We start from the raw sequence: 26,300 nt of genomic DNA, 5'->3' as shown, positions 1-26,300 counted from the left end.
GGCGCATTCTCCACCAGGCTGCGCAGGCCGGACGTGACAACGAAAGCTCCGTCCTGCGAAACCGCCAGGCGCTGTTTCCCGCGGCGGAACGCCACGCGCGAGGCAGCCGGCACGCGCTCCACCAGTTCCACGGGGGCGAACCACGCACTGCCAGGATTGTTCGTGCCCGATTCCAGCCCGATGTCGAACCATTGCCGGGCAAGATAGCGCAACGTCTTCGTCTCGCCGTCGGTGCCCGGCTCGCGGCCGCCGAATTCCTCGCTGGATAGCGTGACCACATGACCGCGCAGCGCGGCTTCCAGCGGCGTGTCCCGCCGCGACACGGGCGAAGCGGCGTTGAGCAGCGACAGCCCGGCCACGGCCACCGCCGTCGCCCGAACCAGCCGAAGCCTGCCAACACGACTCATCGACGCCCCCAAACGCTTCAACGCAGACCCGTGCTGGCAAATGCCCGAAGCCGGCGCAAGTTCCTCCTTTGGGTTGAAAAGATGAACCACCGCTGGGCAGGTTCGTTCGCGGTATTGGCCAGATCAGGCCTTTCTGTGCCATAGCGGCAGCCGGGACCGGAAAGGACAGGCAGACAAGACGATGCGGCTCGACGACTTCGACGATTCGATCAACGTGGAGGATCAGCGCGGCGGCGGCGGTCGCGGCTTTCCCGTCATCGGCGGCACGGGCGGGCGGCTCGGCTGCGGCACTATCGTGATCGCGCTGATCGCGGTCTTCGTGTTCGGCGCCGATCCGGCGCAGATGCTCGGCTCGCTCCAGCAGCAGACCCAGGAGCAGCAGAGCCTTCCCGCCGGCCCGGCGCAGGCGGGCGGCGGCTCCAGCGTGCAGGAAATCTGCTCCGTCAACCCCTTCAGCCGCGAAAGCTGCAACGCGCTATCCTCGCTCAACAAGACGTGGAAGCCGCGCTTCGACAAGGCCGGGATCGCGTTTCGCGCACCGAAGCTGGTGTTCTATTCGCAGCAGGGCCAATCGGGCTGCGGCGCGGCGCAAAGCGCGATGGGGCCGTTCTACTGCCCGCCGGACCAGGGCATCTACATCGACACCGATTTCTACAACGAAATGGACAAGCAGATGGACGCGGGCGGCGATTTCGCGCGCGATTACGTGATGGCGCACGAATATGGCCATCACATCCAGAACCTGCTTGGACTGTCGGATCAGGTCCACAGCCTGCAACAGCGCAATCCTTCCCGCGCCAACGAACTCTCGGTGCGGCTCGAATTGCAGGCCGATTGCTATGCCGGCGTCTGGGCCGGGCTCAACAAGGACCGGATCGAGCCGGGCGACATCGAGGAAGGGCTGAAGGCCGCGCACCAGATCGGCGACGATACGCTGATGAAGGCGGCCGGGCGTCGTCCGGTGGAAGCCGCCTTCACCCATGGCAGCGCCGCGCAGCGCATGACCTGGCTGCGCAAGGGCATCGAAACCGCCGACGAGGACCAGTGCGACACCTTCTCCGACCTTCGGCAATGAGGCCCTAAGGAACCCGAAGCGGCAATGGGCGTATTCTCTCCAAACCGGGGAGTTTACCGATGACGAAACAAAGCCTCGTTTCCCTCGCGGCCCTTTGCGCCACGCTCACCGTCGGCCTGATCCCGGCCGGCGGTTCGGCACAGACGGCGGTCGCCCCCAAGGACGTGACCGCCGGCGACGTGGTGACCAAGCCACTGTCGGACATGAACCTCAAGAAGGAGGATATTCCGCCCATCCTTCTGAACGCCCGCGACAAGCCCTATGATCTGACCGGCCTGCGCCGGTGCAGCGACCTGCAGGGCGAAGTGCGCCGGCTCGACGCCGTGCTGGGCGACGACATCGACGTGGTCGAGGAAAAGACTGCGGGCGAAAAACGCGGCAACACCGTGGGATCGCTGGCCAAGTCGGTGGTGGGATCGCTAATCCCGTTCGGCGGCATCATCCGCGAGATTTCGGGCGCCAACGAGAACCAGCGCCAATGGCAGGTCGCGCTCTATGCCGGTTCCGTCCGTCGCGCCTTCATCAAGGGCGTGGGACAGCAGCGCGGCTGCCGCTATCCGGCCCATGCTGCCAGCGCCGCCGATGTCGCCCGGCTGACCGCCTCGCGCGAGGCCGAGGACCGCAACAGCAAGGCGGAAAGCCGCGACACGAAAGAGAGCAAGGACGGCACCCGCTACGAATCGCGCGCAGTCGTCCAGCCCACGCCGCGGCGACGATAACATTCCGGCCGATACAAAAAGACCCCCGGATCGCTCCGGGGGTCTTTTGCTGTTCGCGTGTCCGCGAAGATCGATCAGTACACGCGGGCCTTGGGCTTGATGTACTCGACATCGTCGGTCAGCGTGTATTCGTGGACCGGGCGGTAATCCAGCTTCACGCCGCCGCCCTGGCCGCCCCAGCCGTCGAACCAGGCGACAGTGTGCTTCATCCAGTTCTTGTCGTCGCGGTTCGGGAAGTCCTCGTGCGCGTGGGCGCCGCGGCTTTCCTTGCGGTTGTAGGCCCCGTGCATGGTGACCGACGCCTGCGCGATCAGGTTGTCGAGTTCCAGCGTCTCGATCAGGTCCGAGTTCCAGATCAGCGAACGGTCGGACACGTTAACGTCCTGCATACGCTGGTAGGTTTCGCCCAGCTTCACCTTGCCTTCGGCCATCAGTTCGTCGGTGCGGAACACCGCTGCGTGGCCCGACATCGTGCGCTGCATCTCCACGCGGATTTCCGCGGTCGGCGAACCACCCTTGGCGTTGCGGAAGTGGTCGAGGCGGCCCAGCGCGAGGTCCGCGCTGTCCTTGGGCAGCGAGTTGTGCGCGGTGCCGGGCTTGACCAGTTCCTTAAGGCGCAGACCGGTGGCGCGGCCGAACACCACGAGGTCGATCAGCGAGTTCGAGCCGAGGCGGTTAGCGCCATGGACCGAAACGCAGGCCGCCTCACCCACCGCGAACAGGCCGGGGACGACCGTTTCGGGGTTGCCGTCGGCGCCGATCGTCACGACTTCGCCGTGGTAGTTCGTCGGGATGCCGCCCATGTTGTAGTGGACCGTGGGAACGACCGGCAGCGGCTGGCGCGTCAGGTCCACGCCGGCGAAGATCTTGCCGCTTTCGGTAATGCCCGGCAGGCGTTCCGCCAGCACCTTCTGATCGATGTGATCGAGGTGCAGGTAGATGTGGTCCTTGTGCGGGCCAACGCCACGGCCTTCGCGGATTTCCATAGCCATCGAGCGCGAAACGACGTCGCGGCTGGCGAGGTCCTTCGCCGAAGGGGCATAGCGCTCCATGAAGCGCTCGCCTTCGGAATTGGTGAGGTAGCCGCCCTCGCCGCGCGCGCCTTCGGTGATGAGCACGCCCGCGCCGTAAATGCCGGTGGGGTGGAACTGCACGAATTCCATGTNNAGGTATGGGCCGAGGTGGCGGTGAAGTAGCAACGGCCGTAGCCGCCCGTCGCCAGCACGACCGCGTGGCTGCGGAAGCGGTGGATCGAGCCGTCATCGAGGCACATCGCGATCACGCCACGGCATTCGCCGTTTTCCATGATCAGGTCGATCGCGAAGTATTCGATGAAGAAATCCGCGTCGTACTTCAGCGATTGCTGGTACAGCGCGTGGAGCATGGCGTGGCCGGTGCGGTCCGCCGCCGCGCAGGTGCGCTGCACCGGCGGGCCTTCGCCCATGTTCTGCATGTGGCCGCCGAACGGACGCTGGTAGATCGTGCCGTCCTTGTTGCGGCTGAACGGCACGCCCGCGTGCTCCAGCTCGTACACCGCCGCCGGCGCTTCGCGCACCATGTATTCGATCGCGTCCTGGTCGCCCAGCCAGTCCGATCCCTTGACGGTATCGTACATGTGCCAGGTCCAGTGATCCGGCGTGTTGTTCTGAAGCGAGGCGGCGATGCCGCCCTGCGCCGCCACGGTGTGCGAGCGCGTGGGGAAGACCTTGGTGATGCAGGCCGTGCGCAGGCCCGCCTGGGCGCTGCCCATCGTGGCGCGCAGGCCGGAACCGCCCGCGCCGACCACGACCGTGTCATAGGTATGGTCGATGATCTTGTAGGCGGGCTGGGTGGAAGCAGAAGAAGCCATGGATCAGGCGCCCCCGAGAGCGATGCGGAGAACCGAAAGGATGCCAAAAGCGGCACCGGCGAAAGGCACGAGGTTGACGAGCAGCCAGGCGGTGAACTTGCCGGCATCCTCGTGCAGGTAGTCCTCGAGCATCACCTGCACGCCAAGGCGCGCGTGATAGAACGTGTTGATCATGATCAGGATCAGCGCCGTGGACGAGAGCGGACGCGCCGCCCACGCATGGACCGTCGCATAATCGTAGGCCGGCAGCAGCGCCAGGCTGGCCAGCAGGAACGGGATGAGGACGATGTTGCCGACCGCGGTCAGACGCGAGAGCAGCCAGTGATGCGCGCCCTGATGGCTGGAGCCCAGCCCGCGGACGCGTCCGATTGAGGTTCCGTTACCCATGGTATCCCCGACGTTTGAATGGACCCTGCCGGCGCTTAGCGCAGCAGCAGGAAAGCCCAGAAAAGGATGGTGGAAGCGATCGAGAAGATCAGCGTGACAACCGACCAGCGCGCATTGGCGTGCAGTTCGTAACCGGCGCCGATATCGAGGATCAGGTGGCGCACGCCGCTGGCGAGGTGCTGGAAGAACGCCCAGGTCAGGCCCACGAACACGATCTTGCCGAGAATGGCGGTCACGTATTGCGGCGCGCCGCCGGTGCCGGTCCAGACCCAGCCCAGGAAGCTTGCATAGGCTTCGGGACCGCTCGCGATCGCGCCAACCCACCACAGCAGCAGGCCAAGACCGGCAAAAGCCAGGCCATTGCCGGTAACGCGGTGAAGGATCGAAACCAGCATGGCCGGACCCCAACGCCAGATCTGGAGATGCGGCGAAATCGGCCGGTTGCTGCGCGCCTGCGCCATGTGAACCCCCTAAAATGGTTGGCGATCGCGTTTTGGGCCGCGATCGGGAAGCGATTCGGTATTAGTCGAAATGCCGACCTGTGCAAGCGGACCAAAGTACAATTCGCCCCGCTCGGCGCCGACGCGGTTGCACCGCAACGAAACCGACTGCAAGAGGAACTTCATGACCTTCCCCCACGTCCTCGTCACCGGATCGTCGCGCGGCATCGGCGCAGCCATCGCCAAGAGCCTGGATGCGCGCGGAGCCCACGCCATCCGGCATGGCAACACACCCCGCTCTGGAACGCTGGCCGCCGACCTGTCCGACCCTTCCGCGCCGCAACAGCTGTGGCAGGCCGCCCTGGCCCAGGCGGGCGGCACGATCGATGTGCTGGTCAACAATGCCGGCCTGTTCGAGGCGAACCCGCTCGACCGGTCCGACATCGCCTGGCTGGACGGGTGGGAGGATACGCTGCGGATCAACCTGACGTCCGCCGCGCAGCTATCGCGCTTCGCCGTGCGGCACTGGCTGGAGCGCGGCGTGGCAGGGCGCATCGTTCATATCGCCAGCCGCGCCGGCTATCGGGGAGACTCGCCGGAGCACTGGCACTATGCCGCCGCCAAGGGCGGGATGCTGGCGCTGCACAAGACCATCGCGCGCGGCTATGCGGCGAAGGGCATCCTCAGCTACGCGATCACGCCGGGCTTCACCGATACGGCCATGGCGGGCGATTATCTCGCAAGCCGGGGCGGCTCCGGCCTGCTGGCGGACATTCCGCTGGGCCGCGTCGCCACGCCCGACGAAATCGCCGCCATCGCGGTATTCTGCGCGCTCGACGCGCCCCCCAGCATGACCGGCGCGGTGATCGACGCCAACGGAGCCAGCTATGTCCGCTAAAGCGCTTGCCCTTGCCGCCCTTTTGCTAGCCGGCGCTCCCCCCGCCCATGCGGCCACCGCGCCGGCGCCCGCCGATCCCGTGGCGGCGCGGGCGATCCTGTCCGCCTGCGAGGGCAAGGACAGCTTTTCCGATCCCGCGCCCGCCGCGCGCATCTATGGCAACGTGTGGTACGTCGGCACCTGCACGGTCAGCGCGATCCTGCTCACATCGCCACAGGGCAATGTGCTGATCGATGCCGTGACCGAGCAGGCCGCGCCTTCGATCCTTGCCAACATCCGCGCCGCCGGCGTCGATCCGCGCACGATCCGCTGGATCGTGACCAGCCACGAGCATTTCGACCATGTCGGCGGCCTGGCCACGCTGCAACGCGCCACCGGCGCGAAGATCGCGGCGCTGCGCGCGGGGCTGCCGGCGTTGACCAGCGGCAAGACCAGCCCCGCCGATCCGCAGGCCGGCCACATCGATCCCTTCGCGCCGGTCCGCGTCGATCGCGTGCTGCGCGATGGCGAAGTGTTGCGCGTGGGGCCGCTGGCGCTGACCGCGCTGGCAACGCCCGGCCATACCGAAGGTTCGACCAGCTGGCGCTGGACCAGTTGCGGCGGCAACGCCGGCTGCCAGCGCTTCACCTATGTCGACAGCCTGACCGCTCTGCCGCTGGGCAGCTACCGCTTCGCGGATCACCCTGATCGCGTGGCCATGTTCCGCCGCACTTTCGCCCGCGTGCGCGCGTGGGATTGCGGCATCCTGCTCACCCCGCACCCGTCGGCCAGCGATTTGATCGAACGGATGGCCGGGCAAGCGCCGCTGCGCGATCCCGGCGCCTGCCGTGTGCTGGTCGATGGGGCGCAGGATCGGTTGAACAAGGCCCTGAAGGACACGACGCCACGACCATGAGCTGGAAAATCACCGTTTACGCGCCGCGTCCCGTCATCCAGGCCGCGCTCACCGCGCACGAGGACGTGTTCGACTGGGACGCCGACATCGTCATCGCCGGCAGCGAGATCGCCGAGGACAAGCCCGAGGACTGGCAGCTCGAAGCGTGGCTTCCGCGCAAGCCGGGGCGCGCGGACAAGGCGGCGATCACCGCGCTGTTCGCGGATGCCGAACCCGATCTGCTGATCGAGAAACTGCCGGACGAGGACTGGGTCACGCTGAGCCAGGCCGGGGTCGAGCCGATCGACGAAGGCCCGTTCCACGTCCACACGCCCGAATATCCGCCGCGCGCGGAGCCGGGCATCCGCAACTTCGTGATTCCCGCCAGCCAGGCCTTCGGCACCGGCCAGCACGCCACCACCGCCGGCTGCCTCGCCATGCTGGCGCACATGAAGGCGCAAGGGACGATCGTGCGCAATCTGGCCGACATCGGGACCGGCACTGGCCTGCTCGCTTTCGCCGCGATGCACCTGTGGCCGTCCGCGCGCACCATCGCCAGCGATATCGATGCGGTCTGCGCGCCGGTGGTGCTCGAGAACGCGCAAGGCAACGGCGTGGCGATTGGTGATGGTTCCGGCGCGCTGACCATGGTCGTCGCCGCCGGGATGGATCACCCGCTGCTCGCCGCCAGCGCGCCTTATGACCTGCTCATCGCCAATATCCTGGCGGGGCCATTGACCGAACTTGCCCCCGCCTTCGCCGGCGCGGTCGCCCCCGGCGGCTCGGTGCTGCTGGCCGGTCTGCTCGAAACGCAGGAACCGGCGGTGCGCGCCGCCTATCGCCGTGCCGGTCTGCGCCTTGCCGCGCGCCTGGTGCGGGGCGACTGGTCGATCCTGTGGCTGCGCCGCCGGCAGGGTGGCGCGGTGCGCAAAAGCCACGTAGGCGCGCTGCCCGAATGGTCGAAGCGCTGGTAGCTCAGCGCGCCGCCAGCGTATCGTGCAGCAGCATCAGTCCCGCGCGGGCGAAAGCAGTCATGTTGGCCAGCCGCTCCTCGCTGCCGGTCGAAACCATGGCGGACGCCGAAACGCCCGGCCCGACCACGGCCACGGCGCTTGTGCCCGACGGCACGCCCAGCGGGTGCGTGCCCGGCCCCGCCGCGCCGGTCTCGGCCAGCCCCCAGTCCGCGCCATAGCGCTTGCGGATCAGGTCCGCCTGCGCCAGCGCATAGCTTTCCGTGGCCGAGGTCAGCCCGCGCAGCGATCCGGGCTCGTGCCCCAGCACGATCCGCCGGCCTTTCAGCGTATAGACCACGCCGCTGCCCAGGAAGAACGCCGAAGCGTCCGGCATGGCGAGCAGCCCGGCCGACATCAAGCCGCCCGTCGCGCCATCGACCACGGCCAGCGTCTCGCCCCGCGCCTTCAGCAGCGCCCCCGCTTCGGCGCCGATCGCGGCAAGTTCCTCGATCGTCACGCGCGCGATCCCACCAGCGCCAACCCGAAGGCCACGAAGATGCTGCCCGTCAGGCGGTTGAACGCCTTCTTCAGTCCCGGCCGCGTCAGGAACCCGGCAATGCCCCGTCCACCCAGCGCATAGACGAAGTACCACGAAATCTCGATCACCGAGAACGTCAGCACCATTACGCCGAACTGCGGCAGCTTGGGCTGCGTGGCATCGATGAACTGCGGCAGGAAGGCCGCCGCAAACAGCAGCGCTTTGGGATTGCTGATCCCGATGACGAAAGCGGTGCGGAACACGCGCCAGGTCGAGAGGCCGCGATCGACCTCGCCCTCGCCGATATCGATGGCGGCATCATCGGCCGTCCACGACCGGTAGCCGAGGTACACGAGATAGGCCGCGCCGGCGTAGCGCAGCACGGTGAACAGGCCCGGAATCGCCAGCAGCAGCGCGCTCAGCCCCAGCGCAGACGCCGTCAGCAGGCCGAACACCGCGATGAAGCACCCCGCCATCGCCGCGAACGACCGCGCCAGCCCCAGTTCGACGCTGCGCGCCATGACGTGCAGCATGTTCGGCCCCGGCGTGGCCGACACGAAGAAAACGGTGACCGCATAGAGCCACCAGGTATGCCAGGCCATGATCCTTATCCCGCGTTCCGGACGATGTCGGCCCAGGCCGCCTCGTCGATGACTTCTATGCCGAGTTCGGCCGCCTTCTTCAGCTTGCTGCCCGCGCCCGGCCCGGCCACGATCAGGTCGGTCTTGGCGGACACAGACCCCGCCGCCCGCGCGCCCAGCGCCTCGGCCTGCGCCTTGGCCTCGTCGCGGCTCATCGTCTCCAGCTTGCCGGTGAAGACCACGGTCTTGCCGGCGACGGCGCTGTCCTTCGTTTCCACGACATAGTCTGGCGGCGAGACTTCGGACAGGAGATCGTCCCACACCGCCACGTTGTGCGGTTCGTGGAAGAAATCGCCCAGCGCCTCGACCACCACCGGCCCCACGCCATCGATGGACAGCAACTCGGCCCTCGCTTCGAGCACTTCTGGCGAAAGGGCATCGGATGCTTCCGCGTCCGGCTGCGCCGGCGCGAAGGGAGCATGTGCCCGCTCCACCACCGCCCGCAGCTTCGGCAGCGTCACGAACCGCTTCAGCAGGTCGCGCGCGGTCACCGCGCCCACGTGGCGGATGCCCAGGCCGAACAGCAGCCGCGAGGCGTCGGGCTGGCGCTTGGCCTCGATCGCCATCAACAGGTTATCGACAGACTTGTCCTTCCAGCCCTCGCGCCCAACGATCTCGTCGCGGCGCTGGCGCAGGCGATAGATGTCGGCCGGGCTTTCCAGCCAGCCGAGCGCGAAGAACTCCGCGATCGTCTTCTCGCCCAGCCCCTCGATATCCAGCGCGGCGCGGCTGACGAAGTGCCGGAGCCGTTCGGTGCGCTGCGCCGGGCAGATCAGCCCCCCGGTGCACCGGACATCGACCTCGCCTTCCTCCGCAACGGCTTCCGAGCCACATTCGGGGCAGTGATCGGGAAAGTGATAAGGCTCGCGCGGCTCGTCGCGCGACAGGTTCTCGACCACTTGCGGGATCACGTCGCCCGCGCGCTGCAGCACCACGCGATCACCCACGCGCACGCCCAGCCGGCCGATCTCGTCGCGGTTATGCAGGGTGACGTTGGTGACGGTGACGCCGCCGACCAGCACGGGCTTCAGCCGCCCCACCGGGGTCAGCTTGCCGGTGCGGCCCACCTGGATGTCGATCGCCTCCAGCGTGGTCTNNACCTTGTAGACCACGCCATCGATGTCATAGGGCAAGTCCGCGCGGGCCTGCTGGATCGCGCGGTAATGCGCCAGCATCTCGGCCGTGCTGCCGCAACGGACCAGCAGCGGCGAAACCGGCACGCCCCAGCACTCGATCCGCTTCATCATCGCGAACTGCGTCTGTTCCGGCACCGCGCTCGCCGCGCCCCAGCCGTGGGCCAGGAAACGCAGGGGCCGGCTGGCGGTGACGCTCGCATCCTTCTGGCGCAGCGAGCCGGCGGCAGCGTTGCGCGGATTGGCGAAGATCTTCTCGTCCTTCTCCGCCTGTGCGGCATTGAGCGCGAGAAAATCGGCCTTGGCCATATAGACCTCGCCGCGGATCTCGAACACGGCGGGGATGTCGAACAGCCCGTCGCCCGTCAGGTCCTGAGGAATGTCACGGATATGCGCGACATTGGCGGTCACGTCCTCGCCCACCTGCCCGTCGCCGCGCGTGGCGGCGCGGACGAGATGCCCGTTCTCGTAGCGTAGCGAACACGATAGCCCGTCGATCTTGTCCTCGGCGGTCATCACGACTTCCGCGTCCTCCGGCAGCGCCAGGAAGCGCCGCACGCGCGCGACGAATTCCGCGACTTCCTCGTCGGAGAACGCGTTGTCGAGGCTCATCATGCGAACCTCGTGCGCCACCTTGGACAGGGGCGAAGCGCTGACTTCGTGCCCGACCGCGTTGGTCGGGCTGTCGGCGCGGACCAGGTGCGGAAACGCCGCTTCCAGTTCGGCATTGCGGCGCACCAGTGCATCGTATTCCGCGTCGGGAATCTCGGGCGCGTCCTCGGCGTGATACAGCTTGTTGGCGCGATTGATGGCGCGCGCCAGCCGCATCAGTTCGTTGGCGACATCGGCCTCGCTCATGCCTTCCACGCTCATGCGGCCTTCCCCAGCACCGTCACCATCAGTTCACGCCGCGCCCGATAACCAAGCGTTTCATAAAGCGCGATCGCCCCAGCATTGGCCGCATAAGTGTGCAGGAAAGGTGTTTCTCCCCGCGCGGCAAAGCCCATCATCACGCGCAGGATCAACCGGCGCGCCAGCCCCTGCCCGCGAAATTCGGGATACGTGCAGACCCCGCTCAACTCGGCGAAACCGTCGGCGGGCTTGAAGCGTTCGCCAGCCATGGCGATCAGCCGCCCTTCCCGCCGGATTCCGTAAAAGGTGCCATAGCGGTGCGTCAGCGTGCCCCATGGCCCCGGCGCGGTGGCGGTAGCGATGGCCGCCATGTCAGCAGCATCGTTCGCCCCCAGCACCGTGATCCCGTCATCGTGCCCGGCCTCAGGCAGGGGACTATCGGCCACCATCTGGAGCAGGGGCGCGGTGCGCATGACCACCATTCCCGCTGGGGGTTCGACCAGTTCAGGTTCCACCAGCCAGATTTCCTCTCCGGCCTCCCCCAGCACCCCGGCAAGCGCATCGTTCCGCCCCGGAGCGCAGGCCGCGAACGGCCCGTAGCGCGGATCGATCCGGACCACGGCGTCATCCCCGGACGCAAGCGCGGACAGACGGCCGCGCAGCGAGTTCCACACCGGCCGGTCAAGCGGATGCGCCGTCATTCCGGCGCCGCTCCGCCAACGGGCGACACTTCGGCACGCGCGCCAAAACCCGCGATGATCGGCCGCGCCTTGCGGATGGCTTCCTGCACTTGCGGTAGTTTCAGGCTCGCCTTGTGCGAAGCTTCGTCCTTCCACACTTCGGTTATCCAGATCGCGTCCGCATCCGCGCGGTCCTTCCACACCCGATAGCCGAGATTGCCCGGCATGGCCGCGCTTCCCTCGATCAGATAGCCGATCAGTTCGTCACGGCGGCCGGGCGCGGCCTTCATCTGCCCGATCAGGCCATAGACCTGCGATTCGTCGATTTCTTCCATGGTATGCGCTTCCATTCCCCACGCCCGGCCAGCCAGCAACATGGCGGCGGCGGCACCGCCGATCATCGTGCGCCGGCTGACGAACATCACGCCTGCTCCAGCAACCGGTCGGCCTGCGCCCGCGCTTCGGCGGTGATCTCCGCGCCGGACAGCATCCGCGCGATTTCCTCCTGCCGGCCAGCGGCGTCCAGCAGCACCACGGACGTTCGCGTCACGACGCCCTGGCTGGACTTGGCGATCAGGTAATGCGCGTTGCCGCGCGCGGCGACCTGCGGGCTGTGCGTGACCGCCAGAAGCTGTCCGCCGCCCCGGCCGTTATTGTGCGCCAGCCGTGCCAGACGTTCGCCGATCGCGCTGGCAACCGCGCCGCCCACGCCCCGGTCGATCTCGTCGAAGATCACCGTCGCCGCGCCGCCTTCCTCCGCCAGCGCCACCTTGAGCGCCAAGATAAAGCGCGAAAGCTCGCCGCCGCTGGCGATCTTGCCCAGCGGCGCGAAATCCGCGCCGGGGTTGGTCGCGATCAGGAATTCCACCGCGTCGATACCCCCCGGCCCCCAGCGGTCTTCGGGCAGGCGGATCACGGCGGTATGGAACCGGGCGGCGTCCAGCTTCAGCGGCACCAGTTCGGCGGCCACCGCCTTGTCCAGCCGGCGCGCGGCATCGGCTCGGGTGACGGACAACGCTTCGGCCTTGGCGCGATAGTCCAGCCCCGCCTCCTGCGCCGTGCGCTGCAACGCGCCGATCTGCGCTTCGCCGCCTTCGATGGCATCGAGCGCCAGACGCATCTCGTGCATCCGGTGGGGCAGTTCATCGGGCGTGCAGCCATGCTTGCGCGCCGCGCCGCGCAGGTCGAACAGCCGCGTCTCGATCCGGTCGAGCGCCTGCGGATCATGCGCCAGCGCTTCCGCCGCCGCCGAGAGCTTGTCCTCCGCCTCGCTCGCCTCGATCACGGCGCGGTCCAGCGCCTCGAGCGCTTCGGCCAGCAGCGGATGCTCCGCCGCGATGCGATCGAGCCGCCGCGCCGCCGCGCGCAACGAAGCCAGCGCGGAATCGGACCCGGCCCACAAATGCTGTAATTCGGCGAGATCGCCGGACAGCCGCTCGCCCTTCTGCATCGCCGCACGCTGCAGCGCGAGGTCTTCCTCCTCGCCGATCACCGGCGCCAGCGTGGTTAGTTCCGCAAGATGGGCGAGCAACAGATCCTGCTCCGCCATCGCCGCTTCCACCCGCGCCCTGGCGGTCGCGAGCGCGGTTTCGGCACCGCGCCACTTGTCCCAGGCGGCCGCCACGGCGCCGGTATCGGCGCGGGCATAGCGATCCAGCAACATGCGGTGCCCGCGTGCGTTCACCAACCCCCGGTCGTCATGCTGCCCGTGCAGTTCGACCAGCGCCGGCGCGATTTCGCGCAGCAGCGCCACGCCCACCGGCTGGTCGTTGATAAACGCCTTGCTGCCCCCGCCAGTTCCGGTCCCGGCATCGCCGCTCGCCGCGCGCAGCCGCCGGCGAACGATCAGCGGTTCGCCCGGTTCGATCTCCACGTCCGCTTCGGCCAGCGCATGGCGGATCGGATCGGGCAGGCGATCGAACTCGAACGTGGCGGTCACGCTTGCCTGATCCTCGCCCGCGCGCACAAGGCCGGCATCGGCCCGATCGCCCAGCACGAGCCCCAGCGCATCGAGCAGGATCGACTTGCCCGCGCCGGTCTCGCCGGTGAGCACGCCGAGTCCGCCTGGAAACGCAAGGTCCAGTGCCTCGATCAGCACGATGTTGCGGATGGATAGTCCGGTCAGCATGGGCGAGTGTTCTTAGCCGTTCGGAAACGCGCCGTCACCATCCGTTCACGGCTTGTTTCAGCCCTGTGACACCGCGCCACACACCCGCAACCTGATTGGGGCAAGGGATTCGCTGAAAACAACCGCAAAGGAGGCACGGCCATGCCCAAGCAACGCCAAGCCAAGCCAGCGTTCCGGTCCACGTTCCAGACGGTCACCGAACTAGCCACTTCCGTTCCGGCGTGGCTCGACCTGCCCGAACCACGCGGCTTCCGGCCCAAGCGCAAGGTCCGGACGGTATGGATTTCCGACATCCACCTGGGCACGCGCGGCTGCAACGCGGCGATGCTGCTGGATTTCCTGGCCTCCATCGAATGCGAAACGCTCTACCTGGTCGGCGACATTGTCGATGGCTGGCGGCTGAAAAAGGGTTGGTACTGGCCGGATGCCCACAACGAGGTGATCCGCCGCGTGCTCAAGATGGCGCACCGCGGCACGCGCGTGGTGCTGATCGCGGGCAACCATGACGAGATGCTGCGCCCTTACGCCGGTATGAGCTTCGGCGGCGTGGAACTGGCGCTGGAGGCGATCCACACCACCGCCGACGGGCGTCGCCTGCTCGTTACCCATGGCGACGGCTTTGACGGCGTGGTGCTCTATGCCCGCTGGCTCGCGTTCCTGGGCGACAAGGCCTACGAGTTTCTGCTACGCGCGAACCGCTGGTTCAACCTGCTGCGCCGCCAGTTCAAGCTGCCCTACTGGTCGCTTTCGGCCTACCTCAAGAAACGCGTGAAGAACGCGGTCCAGTTCGTTTGCGACTTCGAGGAAGCCGTGGCGCACGCGGCGCGCGAACAGGGCGTGGACGGTGTGGTCTGCGGCCACATCCACTGCGCCGAGATCCGCCAGATCGGCGATGTGACCTACTACAACGATGGCGACTGGGTCGAAAGCTGCACCGCGCTGGTGGAAGACCACCAGGGCGCGATCTCCATCGTCGACTGGGCGGCGGAAACGCGCGAGGCGGAGATGAAGCAAGGCAAGCATCCCGCCCCGTCCACCGCGCGCGAGGAGGAACCGGCATGAGGATCGCGATCTGCACCGATGCCTGGCACCCGCAAGTCAACGGCGTTGTCCGCACCCTGTCCACCACGGTGGATCGCCTGAATGCGCGCGGGCACGAGGTCGAGCTTATAACGCCCAGCCAGTTCCGCACGCTGCCCCTGCCCGGCTACAGCGAGATCCGGCTGGCGATGGCCCCGCGCTTCGGCACGCGGCGCACGTTGAAGGACTTCGCGCCCGATGTCGTCCATATCGCCACCGAAGGCCCGATCGGCTGGAGCGCGCGCGGCTGGTGCAAGAGCACCGGCACGCCCTTCACCACCGCGTTCCACACCCGCTTCCCGGACTATGCGGCCGTGCGCACCGGGCTGGACGCCTCGCACTTCTGGCCGGTGATGCGCCGGTTCCACAACCATTCGCGCGCCGTGCTGGTGTCCACGCCCACGCTGGCGGGCGAACTGGCGGCGCAGGGCATCGGCCGCGCGCGCCTGTGGTCGCGCGGGATCGACCGTTCGCTGTTCCATCCGCAGCACGATCCGCTGCCCGAAATGGCCGCGCTTCCCGGCCCGGTGATGCTCTACGTCGGGCGCGTGGCAATCGAGAAGAACCTGGAAGCCTTCCTCACCAGCACGCTCCCCGGCAGCAAGGTCGTGGTCGGCGACGGACCCGATCTCGTCCGCCTGCGCGAAGCCTTCCCCGAAGCGACCTTCCTGGGCGCGCTGGCGGGCGAGCAGCTGGCGCGGGCCTATTGCTCGGCGCAAGTCTTCGTGTTCCCCAGCCGTACCGATACCTTCGGCCTCGTGATGATCGAAGCGCTGGCCTGCGGCCTGCCGGTGGCGGCCTTCCCCGTGCCGGGTCCGCTCGACATCGTGGGAGTGGACGGCCACGGCCCCGGCGGCGACCTTCCCATGCGGGTGGGCGCTCTGCGCGACAATCTGGACCACGCCATCGCCGACGCCCTGCGCTGTGACCGGCTGGGTGCCGCTGTCCATGGCGCAAGCTACAGCTGGGACCGGGCCACCGACCAGTTCCTGACGGCACTGACCGAGGCGCACCAGCAACAGGTTCCCGCCTTCGCCTGACGCATCCCCAGGAAGGGGGGGCGCTCTAAAGACGCGCTCCCCCCTCTTCCATGATGCCCACCCTTTCCTCTACGCTTCACCGCAGAGAGGATTCGAATTCATGGCGGAACACTACAACACCATCACTGTCGAAAGCCGCGGGCCGGTCGACTGGCTCACGCTGAACCGGCCCGAGGCCATGAACGCCATCTCGCTGGAGATGGTGCGCGAACTCAACGCCTATTTCGGCGGGCTGTACAACAATGGCTCCGTGCGCATCGTGGTGATGCGCGGAGCTGGCCGGGCGTTCTGCGCCGGGCTGGACATCAAGGAGCGCAGCGAGGACGAACGCGCCGCCATTCCCTTTGGCGGCGGCTTCGGCTTCCAGGGCTATCTGGCGGATGTCTACGTCAAGATGCGACGCTGTCCGCAGCCGATCATCGCGCTGGTCCAGGGCGCGGCCTGTGGCGGCGGTTTCGCCTTTGCGCTGGCGTCCGACATTCGCATCGCTGGCGAAAGCGCGCGCATGAACGCCGCCTTCATCCGCCTGGGTCTGTCCTCGTGCGACATGGGCGTCAGCTATTTTCTGCCGCGCCTCGTCGGCGTTTCGGTGGCGTCCGAACTCATGCTGACCGGCCGCTTCATCCACGCGCCACGCGCGCTGGCGACCGGGCTGGTTTCGGAAGTGGTGCCGGACGAACGGCTGGCCGATGCGGCACAGAGCTATGTCGATGAAATGCTGATGGCTTCGCCGAAGGGCCTGCGCATGACCAAGGAAGGGCTCAACCTCGCGGTCGATGCCCCCAGCCTCGAAGCGGCGATGGCGATCGAGAATCGCAACCAGATCATGACATCGAGCAGCCCGAACTTCGCAGAAGGGTTGCGCGCCTTCCTCGAAAAGCGCAAACCGGTCTACGTTCCGGACTGAGCAAGGCTCCGGGGCGGGCTCACCCGCTACGGATCGCGATCAGGCCGCGTTGGCGCCGGGGGCCTTGCTGTTCATCAGGCGATAGGCCTTCTGATACCATTCGCTGCCGGGATAGTTGTTGCCCAGCACCGCCGCCGCCTTCTGCGCTTCTTCCGGTACGCCGAGGGCCAGATAGCTTTCGACCAGGCGATAGAGCGCTTCGGGCGTGTGGCTGGTCTGCTGATACTTGTCGACCACCACGCGGAACCGCAGGGTGCCCGCCAGCCACTTGCCGCTGCGCTGGTAGAAGCGGCCGATCTCCATTTCCTTGCCGGCAAGGTGATCGTTCACCAGGTCCATCTTCAGCCGCGCATCGGTGGCATAATCGGTATTCGGGAAACGGCGCATCACTTCGTTGAGCGCGGTCTGCGCCTGCAAGGTGATCTTCTGATCGCGCGTCACGTCGCTGATCTGTTCGTAATAGCACAGCGCGATCAGGTAATAGGCGTAGGGCGCGTCCTTGTTGCCGGGGTGAATCGACAGGAAGCGCTGAGCCGATTGCGTCGCCTTGGCGTAATCGCGCGCGGCGTAGTAGCTGAACGCGCTCATCAGCTGCGCGCGGCGCGCCCAGGGCGAATAGGGATGCTGGCGCTCCACTTCGTCGAACAGCGCCGCGGCCTGCTTGGCGTTGCCCTGATCCAGCCGTTCCTTGGCCGCCATATAGAGCGTATCGACGTCCCGCGCGACATAGGCCACGTCCTTCTTGGAACGCGCGCCGCCGGCGCAACCGGCGGTCAGCCCAAGGGCGGCGGTGGCGGCGGCGAGAACGGCAATCCGCAGCGGGGTGCGGCCATGGGCGATAAACGTCATGGCAGCCCTATAGCCAGCGCCCCCATGAACGCCAAGTGAAGTTGTGCATGCTCCGGTTTCAGGATGTAACCGCACCGCCTGGCGATCACGCATCCTCGAACGGCGGGATCACCGGAATCGGATCGGCCAGCGTGATCCGGTCCAGCATCGCCGCCATTTCATCGCGCAACTGAAGCATCAGGCCGCGCAGCCGGCATTCCGCCTCCGGCAGGCAGTTCGTGCAGGTTTCGTGCGCGTTGCGGCTGGCGCAGGGCACCAGCGCAAGACTGCCGCGCGTCAGGCGGATGATGTCGCCGTAGCGGATGTCCACCGGCGGCAAGGCCAGTTCGTATCCCCCTTCGCGCCCGCGCTGCGAAACGACGATTCCCTCGCGCGCCATTTCCGACAGAATCACGGTCAGGAACTTGCGCGGAATGTTCTGCGCATCGGCAATCGCATCCAGTCGCACCGGCCCCTGTCCGAAGGTATCGGCAAGATGCTGCAAGGCCCTGATGGTGTAGCGCGTCTTCTGCGAGAGCATGAAGACACAAAACCGCCTCGCACGCGAAAGTCAATCGCAGCGGTAGAAAACCTTGCCTAATCCACGACAACTTCGTCCGGCGGACCGTAACCGCCACCGCCCGGCGTCTCGATCACGAACACGTCACCTGGTTCCATGGCGGCAGACGCGGTGGCAGGCAGGTGTTCGACACGCCCGTCCGCCCGCTCGATCCGGTTGCTCCCGGTTTGTCCGTCCGCGCCACCCTGCAGGCCGAACGGCGGCACGATCCGGCGGTTGGACAGGATGCCCGCCTCCATCGCTTCGAGAAAGCGCACTCTCCGCACCGCGCCATCGCCACCGCGATGATGGCCGGCCCCGCCCGAGCCGCGTCGGATGGAAAACTCCTCCAGCAGCACCGGGAAGCGGGTTTCCAGCACTTCGGGATCGGTCAGGCGGCTGTTGGTCATGTGCGTCTGCACCACCGCCGTTCCGTCGAAATCCGGCCCGGCGCCCGATCCGCCGGCGATCGTCTCGTAATACTGGTGGCGCGCATTGCCGAAGGTGAAGTTGTTCATCGTCCCCTGCGCGCCCGCCATCGCCCCCAGCGCGCCGAACAGCGCGTCGGTCACCACCTGGCTGGTCTCGACATTCCCGGCCACCACGGCGGCGGGCGCTTGCGGGCGCAGCATCGACCCTTGGGGCACCACCACGGTCAGCGGACGCAGGCACCCCTCGTTCATCGGCACCGCATCGTCGATCAGCGTGCGCACCACATAGAGCACGGCGGCACGCACGACCGGCAGCGGCGCGTTGAAATTGTCGCCCAGTTGCGGGCTGGAGCCGGTGAAATCGATCGTGGCATGGCGGGCCGCGCGATCGATCGCCACGCTGACAGAGACCTGCGCGCCGTTGTCCATCGCATAGGTGAAGCGCCCGTCGGCCAGCCGGTCGAGCAGCGCGCGCACGGCGGCCTCGGCGTGATCCTGCACGTGGCCCATATAGGCATCGACCACCGCCCTGCCCTGCTCCGCGGCGATTCGCCGCAGCTCCGAGGCTCCCCGCGCGCAGGACGCGACCTGCGCCTTCAGGTCCGCGATGTTCTGGTCCACGTTGCGCGAAGGCCAGCGCCCGGACGATAGGCGCGCGCGCAGATCCGCCTCGCGCAACTGCCCCTCGTCCACCAGAAGCACGTTGTCGAGCAGCACGCCCTCCTCGTCCAGCGTGCGGCTGCCCGGCGGCATCGATCCGGGCGCGATCCCGCCGATGTCCGCGTGATGGCCGCGCGCGGCAACGAACCAGGCCGGCGCCGCATCGCTCTCTTCGGCAAACACCGGCATCACCACCGTCACGTCGGGCAGATGGGTGCCGCCATCATACGGCGCGTTGAGGACATAGGCATCGCCGGGGCGCAGCCCGCGCCCGTCCCGCCCCTGCCCGCGCCGGGCCAGCACGGTGCGCACGCTTTCGCCCATCGATCCCAGATGCACCGGCATGTGCGGCGCGTTGGCGATCAGGCTGCCGTCCCGGTCGAACAGCGCGCAGGAGAAATCGAGCCGCTCGCGAATGTTGACGGACGAAGCGCTGTGCTGGAGCGCCGCGCCCATTTCCTCGGCCACGGCCATGAACAGCCCGCTCATGATCTCCAGCCGCACCGGATCGAGCGCGGTATCCGCCGCACGGTCCACCGCGCGCGGCTGTGCCCGGCGCAGGATAAGATTGCCGATGGCATCGACGTCCACGCGCCAGCCCGGCTCGACCACCGTGGTCGATACCGGATCGACGATCAGCGCCGGCCCGTCTGCCGCGAAACCGAAGGCCAGATCCTCGCGCCGGTAGAGCGGCGTAACATGCCGTTCGCCCCCGGTGAACATCGAGACGGTGCCCGCTGGTGGCCCGGATCGTTCGGGCAGCACGGCCACCGACACGTTGGCATGGCGCGAGACCGCCACCGCCTCGACCCGTGCGGCCTCGGCCACGATCGCCCCTTCGGGCGCGAAGCCGAAGCGGTGCTGCCAGTCCGCCGCGAAGGCGGTTTGCATCGCCTCAAGCGGGGCATGGGCCACCTCGATCGTGTTCTCGGTCCCCTGCGGCCGCAGATGCAGCGTCACCTCGCGGCGCAAGGTTGCCCGCCCGCCATCGCCGGCGACCAGCTCCGCCTCCGCCGCGTCCCCCAGCAGACCGACCTTGTGGGCGATAGCGTCCGCACCCTCCGCATCCAGCAGGCACCCCAGCGTGGCCTCACGCACCGCGCGCCGGTCGGCCAGGCCCATGCCATAGGCGGAAAGCACGCTCGCCAGCGGATGGCACTGCACGGTATCGATCCCCAGCGCATCCGCCACCAGGCAGGCATGCTGCCCGCCCGCGCCGCCGAAGCAGGCCAGCGTGGCGCGCGTGACGTCATGGCCCCGCCGCACGGAAATCGCCTTGATCGCGTTGGCCATATTGGCAACGGCAATGCGCAGGAACCCTTCGGCCGCCTCCTCGGGCGAAACCGCGCGCCCGATGGCCGCGTGGACGTGCGCGGTCAGTTCGGCGAAGCGGCGTTCCACCGCGTCGCGACCGAGCGGTTCGTTGCCATCCGGCCCGAACACATGCGGGAAATGATCGGGCTGCAACTTGCCCAGCAACAGGTTGCAGTCGGTGACCGCAAGCGGGCCGCCGCGCCGGTAACACGCCGGCCCCGGCACCGCGCCGGTCGATTCCGGACCGACCAGGAATCGCGTACCGTCGAACCGGCAGATCGAACCGCCTCCCGCCGCCACGGTATGAATGCGCATCATCGGGGCGCGGATGCGCGATCCCGCCACCCGCGCCTCGACCTCGCGCTCGTAGCTGCCGGCGTAGTACGAAACGTCGGTCGAGGTGCCGCCCATGTCGAAGCCCACGACTTGTGCGAAACCCGCCGCTTTCGCCGTGGCCGCCATGCCGACGATGCCCCCCGCCGGGCCGGAAAGCACCGCGTCCTTGCCGTGGAACGCCTCGCCGGCCGCAAGGCCCCCGCTCGACTGCATGTATAGCGCCGCGACTGCCGGCCCCAGCCCCGCTTCGAGGCCAGCGACATAGCGGCGCAGGACAGGCGAGAGATAGGCATCGACCACTGTCGTGTCCCCCCGCGCGATCAGCTTGATCAGCGGCGCCACGCGATGGCTGACCGAAATCTGCCCGAACCCCACCTCCGCCGCGATACGGGCGAGCGCGGCCTCGTGCGCGGGATACTTCCAGCCATGCATCAGCACGATCGCGATGGAACGCAGCCCGTGATCGACCGCGGATTGCAGCGCGGCGCGGGCGCGATCTTCATCCAGCGCGGCCAGCACCGTGCCATCGGCCATGACCCGCTCGTCGATTTCCACGGCTTGCGCGAACAGGGGCGCCGGAAGATCGATTTTTCGCGCGAAGATGTCGGGCCGTTCCTGCGTGCCGATGCGCAGGGCATCGCCAAACCCGCGCGTGATCGCCAGCAGCGTCGGCTCGCCCTTGCGTTCGAGCAAGGCGTTGGTGGCTACGGTCGTGCCCAGGCGCAGTTCGGCGCGGGGCAAGGCAAACCCTGCGCGCGCGCCGGTCAGCCGACGCATCGCCTCGACGGCCGCATCGTCATAGCGGCCGGGATCTTCGGACAGGAGTTTCGCGCGGTGCAACGCGCCATCGGGAGCAATCGCCACGACATCGGTGAAGGTGCCGCCGCGATCGACCCAGAATCGCCAAGTGTCTTCAGTCACGCGCCCGCCTTAGCCGCTTGAAATCCGGCTGGCACTATCCCCGTCCGATCGTTCGCTGTCGGGACACGCGCCCAAACCAGCCAAACCGGGTAGAAAAGCAAGCGGCCCGGCGCTGACGCACCGGGCCGCTCAGGCATTCCTCGATGGATCAGCGCGCGGCCTGTTGCAGATAGGCAATCAGGTCCGCGCGATCCTGCGGATTGGGGAGGCCGGCAAAGGCCATGCGCGTGCCCGGCACGTAACGGGTGGGCGAGGTGAGGAAGGCATCGAGCGTGGTCTTGTTCCACGTCACGTTCTTGGCCTTCATCTGCGCCGAATAGTTGAAATTCGCCATTGCGGCGGACTTGCGGCCGACGATGCCTTTCAGCGACGGTCCCAGGCGCGTGGCACCGGTATTGAGATCGTGGCAGGCAGCGCAACGGGCGAACACGGTACGACCGCGCGCCGCGTCACCAGCAGGCCCGGAAGGAGCAGCCGATGCAGCCGACGCGGCGATACCAACGGCGGCCAGACCGGCCATCACGGCAACAAACTTCATCAACGCACTCCCCAAAAATGCCTTTTGGCTAACAAGCTTCGTGGCCAAACTGCCCCGGCGGGGCTGACCCGCACATGAACGGATACAGCGGCTTGGCTGCGTTGCCTAAACCCTATTCAGCGATCTTCGCAAGCGGGCAGTCCGTCCTCAGTCCTTGGCTGGCGCCGACGCGCAGACCTTGATGATCAGACGGAACAGTTCCGCGCGTTCGTCTTCCGAAAGGCAGGCAGTCAGTTCCCGTTCGTGCGCGGCAATGATCTCGCGCGCTTGTTCCAGCACCCGCTCACCATCCTCGGTGATCCACAGCCCGCCGGCGCGACGATCCAGCTTCGATGGCTCGTTCACCACGTAGCCGTTCTTGGTCAATTGCCGCACGAACTGGTGAACCGTGGGCCGTTCGATCTGGAAGAAGCGCGAAAGGTCCGATTGCTTCACGCCGGGATTGGCGTTTGTCAGCCACAGGATGGCAACCTGCTTGGGCGTAACCTTCAGGACATCCAGCTGCCGTTCCAGCCGCGAGATGAACAGAGAATTGGCGGTTCCGATATGGACGCCCAGAATGGCGTCCATCCCGTCAACCAGCAGCCCCGCCGCTGTTCCCGACGCCATGGTCACTTCCGAAGCCAACGATCCGATACCTTTCCAGCCGCGCCATCCTTAACGAACGATACGGAACAAAACCGCCGTTTCATTAGGGTCACGAAGTGTTTTACGCAAAGCCTTTTGCGCCGCACACAGGTCCACAGGACGAAATCCGCGTCATTTCAGCACGATCCGGATGCATTTGCGAATGCCGAAAACACCGTTGTCCCATCTACCGTGCGATAGGGAAGGGTCAGGCTGCCATCGGCGCGGTAGTCAAGCCCAGTTCCGGAATGCCGATGGAACGACGCCCACCGTAATCGGTGCGAACCACGATCAGGCCGCTGCGTTCGAGATGTTCCAGCAGACGGCGGATGCGCCCCGGCGAACGGGTGCCATAGACTTCGGCCAGCTTGTCGTCGTCGGGGCATGGTGTGCCCTCCGCCGCCGCGCGCGCCAGCACCAGGAACGGGGCGAGCAGGTCGTCGGACACGTCGCGCCCGATGCGCAACACTTCCTGCCAGCGCGGCTCGCTATCGTCGGCAATGCCGGCCACCGCCATCGCGAAACGCCGCCGGAACGCCGCCAGATCGATGCCCGTGTCGCCCAGCCGCTGCATCCGGCAGCGCACGGTGAAATCCTGGAAAAGCTGCGCCGCGGGCTGAAACGTGCAGTCCGGCTCCAGCGCCATGTCAGCCAGGATCGCGGCGACGTCGGCGGCGGTTTCCTCTTGCGCGAACAGGCTGGGTTCGGCGGGCGGATCGACCTGATCCGCGGCCGGCACATAGCCCTCGATCCGTTCGAGCAGTTCGCCGCTTTCGACCGGCTCGGCCTCCGGTTCGGGCGCGCGCGGCAGGGCTTCCATTGCCAGCGGTTCGGCCAGCAGCAGCGATTCCATGTCCTGCCCGGAAGCCGAAGGCAGCGGCATCAACCCCTGCACCACGTTGCGCGCACGGGTCTGCACCTCACCGATCCGCACCCCCACCGGGCGGCGGCAGATCGCGGGGCCAAGCCCCAGGAAGTGCCCCCGCTCCAGATCGCGGATCTGTTCGGCCTGGCGCCGCTCCATGCCCAGCAGATCGGCCGCGCGCGCCATGTCGATATCCAGGAACGTGCGCCCCATCAGGAAGTTGGAAGCCTCGGCGGCGACGTTCTTGGCCAGCTTGGCCAGCCGCTGCGTGGCGATCACTCCGGCCAGGCCGCGCTTGCGGCCCCGGCACATGAGGTTGGTCATCGCCGCCAGCGACAGGCGGCGCACTTCATCGGTCACGTCGCCCGCAGCCGCGGGGGCGAACATCTGCGCCTCGTCCACCACCACCAGCGCGGGATACCATTCGTCGCGCGGCGCATCGAACAGCGTGTTGAGGAACACCGCCGCACACCGCATCTGCGCTTCCAGTTCCAGCCCGTCGAGCGCCAGGATCACCGAGGCACGATGCTTGCGGATGCGTGCGGCGAGCTTGGCGATCTCGGCCTGATCGTAAGCCGATCCATCGACCACGACATGCCCGAACGGCTCGGCCAGCGAGACGAAATCGCCTTCCGGATCGATCACCACCTGCTGGACCAGCGCGGCGCTTTCCTCCAGCATCCGGCGCAGCAGGTGCGACTTGCCGGACCCGGAATTGCCCTGCACGAGCAGGCGGGTCGCCAGCAGTTCCTCCACGTCGATCCGGACAGGGGCGCCGGACCGGTCGGCGCCGATGATGATGGATGCGCTCACGCCGTGGCTGTGGCCGGGCGGACCTGAGTCGGCAAGGCCGATGGGGCGATTTGCTGTAGAAAGGTGGGTGCCTTGCTTGCACGCCCCCTTCCCTCACACGTCGTTCCAGCGAACGCTGGGACCTCAGGCCTTTGCAGGAAAACCGTCGTTAGGTGGAACCCTGCCGCCCGAGGTCCCAGCGTTCGCTGGGACGACGGTTTGCATTCACCATAACGACGGCTTCCATCAATGCCGGATCAGGTAATCGAACGCGGAAAGCGCCGCCTTCGAACCTTCGCCCATGGCGATAACGATCTGCTTGTAAGGCACGGTCGTCGCGTCACCCGCCGCGAACACGCCCGCTGCGCTGGTCTCGCCACGCGCGTCGATCTCGATCTCGCCGCGGTTGGTCAGCGCCACCGAATGGTCGAGCCATTCGGTGTTGGGGACAAGGCCTATCTGCACGAAGATGCCTTCCAGCACGATTTCGTGAACTTCCTCGGACTTGCGATCGCGGTACTTGAGGCCGGTCACCTTGTCGCCATTGCCCAGCACTTCGGTGGTCAGGGCCGAGGTGATCACGGTCACGTTGGGCAGGCTGTTCAGCTTGGCCTGAAGCACCGCGTCGGCGCGCAACTGGCTGTCGAACTCGATCAGCGTGACATGGGCGACGATCCCAGCAAGGTCAATCGCCGCTTCCACGCCGGAGTTGCCGCCGCCGATCACCGCCGTGCGCTTACCCTTGAACAGCGGGCCATCGCAGTGCGGGCAATAGGCGACGCCCTTGTTGCGGTATTCGTCCTCGCCGGGCACGCCCATCTGCCGCCAGCGCGCGCCGGTCGACAGGATGACCGTCTTCGCCTTCAGGCTGGCGCCGCTTTCAAGCTGCACCTCGGCCAGCCCGCCATTGAGCGGGGGCACCAGCTTCACCGCCTTTTGCACGTTCATCACGTCCACGTCGTATTCCTTGACGTGTTGTTCGAGATGCGCGGCCAGCTTCGGCCCTTCGGTGTGCGGCACCGAGATGAAGTTCTCGATCGCCATGGTATCAAGCACTTGCCCGCCGAAGCGTTCGGCGATGACACCCGTGCGGATGCCCTTGCGGGCTGCATAGATCGCCGCCGCCGCGCCGGCGGGACCGCCGCCGACGACCAGCACGTCGAACGGCTCCTTGGCGGCGATCTTTTCCGCTGCCCGCGCCGCCGAACCGGTATCGAGCTTCGCCACGATCTGCGCCAGGTCCATGCGCCCCGATCCGAACGGTTCGCCGTTGAGGAACACGGTCGGCACGGCCATGATCTTGCGGCGTTCCACCTCGTCCTGGAACACGGCGCCGTCGATCGCGACGTGCGTCACGTTCGGGTTGAGCGCGGCCAAGATGTTCAGCGCCTGCACCACATCGGGGCAGTTCTGGCAGGTCAGCGAGAAGAACGTCTCGAAGTGCAGCGGCCCTTCCAGCCCGCGCACCTGATCGAGCAGTCCGGCATCTTCCTTCGGCGGATGGCCGCCCACGTGCAGCAGCGCCAGGATCAGTGAGGTGAACTCGTGCCCCATCGGCAGGCCGGCGAAGACCGCTTCCGCCCTGCCTTCGTCGGCGCGGATCGCGAACGAGGGCTTGCGCGCATCCGTGCCGTCGAAGCGGGCGGTCACCTTGTCGGACTGCGCGGCGATTTCCTCGACGAGGCTGCGCGTTTCGGCCGACTTGGCACTGTCATCCAGGCTGGCGACCAACTCGATCGGGCGGCGCAGGTTGCCGAGATAGGCTTTCAACTGGCCAGTGGTAGCGGCATCGAGAATAGGCATGGCGGTTCTCTTCAGACAGGTGGAT

General features: G+C 67.3%; 24 protein-coding genes and 1 pseudogene (1 of these 25 cut by a window edge). 8 read left to right on the top strand and 17 right to left on the bottom strand.

Going from position 1 to position 26,300, the window contains the following annotated elements; translation table 11 throughout:
- On the bottom strand, window positions 1–7 hold the start of the coding sequence (locus B3547_RS14270) for a M28 family metallopeptidase (RefSeq protein ID WP_292964176.1). It extends 1,064 nt beyond the left edge of the window; the window shows 7 of its 1,071 coding nt (coding positions 1–7); its start codon is at window positions 5–7; its stop codon lies off the left edge, out of view.
- A 581-nt stretch (window positions 8–588) separates the two neighbouring features.
- Here B3547_RS14270 and B3547_RS14265 point away from each other — a divergent pair.
- Window positions 589–1,482, top strand: a complete 894-nt coding sequence (locus B3547_RS14265; RefSeq protein ID WP_292964174.1) for a KPN_02809 family neutral zinc metallopeptidase — start codon at window positions 589–591, stop codon at window positions 1,480–1,482.
- A gap of 59 nt (window positions 1,483–1,541) precedes the next feature.
- Window positions 1,542–2,201, top strand: a complete 660-nt coding sequence (locus B3547_RS14260) for a hypothetical protein (protein WP_292964172.1) — start codon at window positions 1,542–1,544, stop codon at window positions 2,199–2,201.
- Between the two features lie 74 nt (window positions 2,202–2,275).
- On the opposite strand, the pseudogene sdhA reads toward B3547_RS14260, so the two are convergent.
- From sdhA to sdhC, 3 genes and pseudogenes are all read right to left on the bottom strand, one after another.
- Window positions 2,276–4,050: pseudogene (gene sdhA / locus B3547_RS14255) on the bottom strand (succinate dehydrogenase flavoprotein subunit).
- Window positions 4,051–4,053: 3 nt separating this feature from the next.
- Complete coding sequence (sdhD, locus tag B3547_RS14250) at window positions 4,054–4,437, bottom strand: succinate dehydrogenase, hydrophobic membrane anchor protein (protein ID WP_124809771.1); 384 nt, start codon at window positions 4,435–4,437, stop codon at window positions 4,054–4,056.
- A 35-nt stretch (window positions 4,438–4,472) separates the two neighbouring features.
- A complete protein-coding gene (sdhC, locus tag B3547_RS14245; protein ID WP_292964171.1) occupies window positions 4,473–4,898 on the bottom strand; it encodes a succinate dehydrogenase, cytochrome b556 subunit in 426 nt (141 codons plus the stop codon).
- Window positions 4,899–5,061: 163 nt separating this feature from the next.
- On the opposite strand from sdhC, the gene B3547_RS14240 reads away from it, so the two are divergent.
- The 3 genes from B3547_RS14240 to B3547_RS14230 are packed head-to-tail and all read left to right on the top strand — an operon-like array spanning window position 5,062 to window position 7,623.
- The gene (locus tag B3547_RS14240) at window positions 5,062–5,775 is read left to right on the top strand and encodes an SDR family NAD(P)-dependent oxidoreductase (protein ID WP_292964170.1); all 714 of its coding nucleotides are present in this window, start codon (window positions 5,062–5,064) and stop codon (window positions 5,773–5,775) included.
- Entirely contained in the window at window positions 5,765–6,670 is a 906-nt protein-coding gene (gene bla, locus B3547_RS14235; protein ID WP_125955212.1) for a subclass B3 metallo-beta-lactamase, read from the top strand. Before B3547_RS14240 ends, bla begins: the two co-directional genes overlap by 11 nt.
- Window positions 6,667–7,623, top strand: a complete 957-nt coding sequence (locus tag B3547_RS14230; protein ID WP_292964169.1) for a 50S ribosomal protein L11 methyltransferase — start codon at window positions 6,667–6,669, stop codon at window positions 7,621–7,623. The genes bla and B3547_RS14230 overlap by 4 nt, the downstream gene beginning before the upstream one ends.
- A 1-nt stretch (window position 7,624) precedes the next feature.
- Here B3547_RS14230 and B3547_RS14225 read toward each other — a convergent pair whose 3' ends face one another.
- From B3547_RS14225 to recN, 6 genes are all read right to left on the bottom strand, one after another.
- Entirely contained in the window at window positions 7,625–8,119 is a 495-nt protein-coding gene (locus tag B3547_RS14225; protein ID WP_292964168.1) for a CinA family protein, read from the bottom strand.
- A complete protein-coding gene (locus tag B3547_RS14220) occupies window positions 8,116–8,742 on the bottom strand; it encodes a LysE family translocator (protein WP_124809766.1) in 627 nt (208 codons plus the stop codon). The genes B3547_RS14225 and B3547_RS14220 overlap by 4 nt, the downstream gene beginning before the upstream one ends.
- Before the next feature lie 5 nt (window positions 8,743–8,747).
- Window positions 8,748–10,787, bottom strand: coding sequence for an NAD-dependent DNA ligase LigA (gene ligA / locus B3547_RS14215; protein ID WP_292964165.1), 2,040 nt, complete (start codon window positions 10,785–10,787; stop codon window positions 8,748–8,750).
- Window positions 10,784–11,467: a GNAT family N-acetyltransferase gene (locus tag B3547_RS14210; protein WP_292964163.1), complete on the bottom strand. Its 684-nt coding sequence runs from the start codon at window positions 11,465–11,467 to the stop codon at window positions 10,784–10,786. The genes ligA and B3547_RS14210 overlap by 4 nt, the downstream gene beginning before the upstream one ends.
- The gene (locus tag B3547_RS14205; RefSeq protein WP_292964161.1) at window positions 11,464–11,868 is read right to left on the bottom strand and encodes a putative quinol monooxygenase; all 405 of its coding nucleotides are present in this window, start codon (window positions 11,866–11,868) and stop codon (window positions 11,464–11,466) included. The genes B3547_RS14210 and B3547_RS14205 overlap by 4 nt, the downstream gene beginning before the upstream one ends.
- Window positions 11,868–13,574 carry a DNA repair protein RecN gene (recN, locus tag B3547_RS14200; protein ID WP_292964160.1) on the bottom strand — a complete coding sequence of 569 codons (1,707 nt, stop codon included), beginning with the start codon at window positions 13,572–13,574 and terminating at the stop codon, window positions 11,868–11,870. The genes B3547_RS14205 and recN overlap by 1 nt, the downstream gene beginning before the upstream one ends.
- A gap of 141 nt (window positions 13,575–13,715) precedes the next feature.
- Here recN and B3547_RS14195 point away from each other — a divergent pair, with 141 nt between their 5' ends.
- From B3547_RS14195 to B3547_RS14185, 3 genes are all read left to right on the top strand, one after another.
- Window positions 13,716–14,636, top strand: coding sequence for a UDP-2,3-diacylglucosamine diphosphatase (locus tag B3547_RS14195; protein WP_292964159.1), 921 nt, complete (start codon window positions 13,716–13,718; stop codon window positions 14,634–14,636).
- The gene (locus tag B3547_RS14190) at window positions 14,633–15,694 is read left to right on the top strand and encodes a glycosyltransferase family 4 protein (RefSeq protein ID WP_292964158.1); all 1,062 of its coding nucleotides are present in this window, start codon (window positions 14,633–14,635) and stop codon (window positions 15,692–15,694) included. Before B3547_RS14195 ends, B3547_RS14190 begins: the two co-directional genes overlap by 4 nt.
- 100 nt (window positions 15,695–15,794) lie before the next feature.
- A complete protein-coding gene (locus tag B3547_RS14185) occupies window positions 15,795–16,601 on the top strand; it encodes an enoyl-CoA hydratase/isomerase family protein (protein WP_292964157.1) in 807 nt (268 codons plus the stop codon).
- A gap of 39 nt (window positions 16,602–16,640) precedes the next feature.
- On the opposite strand, the gene B3547_RS14180 is transcribed toward B3547_RS14185, so the two are convergent.
- The 7 genes from B3547_RS14180 to ahpF form a co-directional block, all read right to left on the bottom strand.
- Window positions 16,641–17,450, bottom strand: coding sequence for an outer membrane protein assembly factor BamD (locus B3547_RS14180; RefSeq protein ID WP_124809759.1), 810 nt, complete (start codon window positions 17,448–17,450; stop codon window positions 16,641–16,643).
- Between the two features lie 85 nt (window positions 17,451–17,535).
- The gene (locus B3547_RS14175) at window positions 17,536–17,970 is read right to left on the bottom strand and encodes an RrF2 family transcriptional regulator (protein WP_124809758.1); all 435 of its coding nucleotides are present in this window, start codon (window positions 17,968–17,970) and stop codon (window positions 17,536–17,538) included.
- 56 nt (window positions 17,971–18,026) lie between these two features.
- Window positions 18,027–21,650, bottom strand: coding sequence for a hydantoinase B/oxoprolinase family protein (locus B3547_RS14170; RefSeq protein ID WP_292964156.1), 3,624 nt, complete (start codon window positions 21,648–21,650; stop codon window positions 18,027–18,029).
- A 148-nt stretch (window positions 21,651–21,798) separates the two neighbouring features.
- Window positions 21,799–22,188, bottom strand: a complete 390-nt coding sequence (locus B3547_RS14165; RefSeq protein WP_124809756.1) for a c-type cytochrome — start codon at window positions 22,186–22,188, stop codon at window positions 21,799–21,801.
- Window positions 22,189–22,335: 147 nt separating this feature from the next.
- Window positions 22,336–22,797, bottom strand: a complete 462-nt coding sequence (locus tag B3547_RS14160; RefSeq protein WP_124809755.1) for a MarR family winged helix-turn-helix transcriptional regulator — start codon at window positions 22,795–22,797, stop codon at window positions 22,336–22,338.
- Between the two features lie 226 nt (window positions 22,798–23,023).
- Entirely contained in the window at window positions 23,024–24,493 is a 1,470-nt protein-coding gene (locus B3547_RS14155) for an ATP-binding protein (RefSeq protein ID WP_292964155.1), read from the bottom strand.
- Between the two features lie 225 nt (window positions 24,494–24,718).
- Window positions 24,719–26,269, bottom strand: a complete 1,551-nt coding sequence (gene ahpF, locus B3547_RS14150) for an alkyl hydroperoxide reductase subunit F (protein ID WP_292964184.1) — start codon at window positions 26,267–26,269, stop codon at window positions 24,719–24,721.
- Window positions 26,270–26,300: the final 31 nt, after the last annotated feature.

The sequence above is a fragment of the Novosphingobium sp. UBA1939 genome, from assembly GCF_002336885.1.
Taxonomy (GTDB): Bacteria; Pseudomonadota; Alphaproteobacteria; order Sphingomonadales; family Sphingomonadaceae; genus Novosphingobium.
This window is presented reverse-complemented; position numbering and strand designations above follow the sequence as displayed.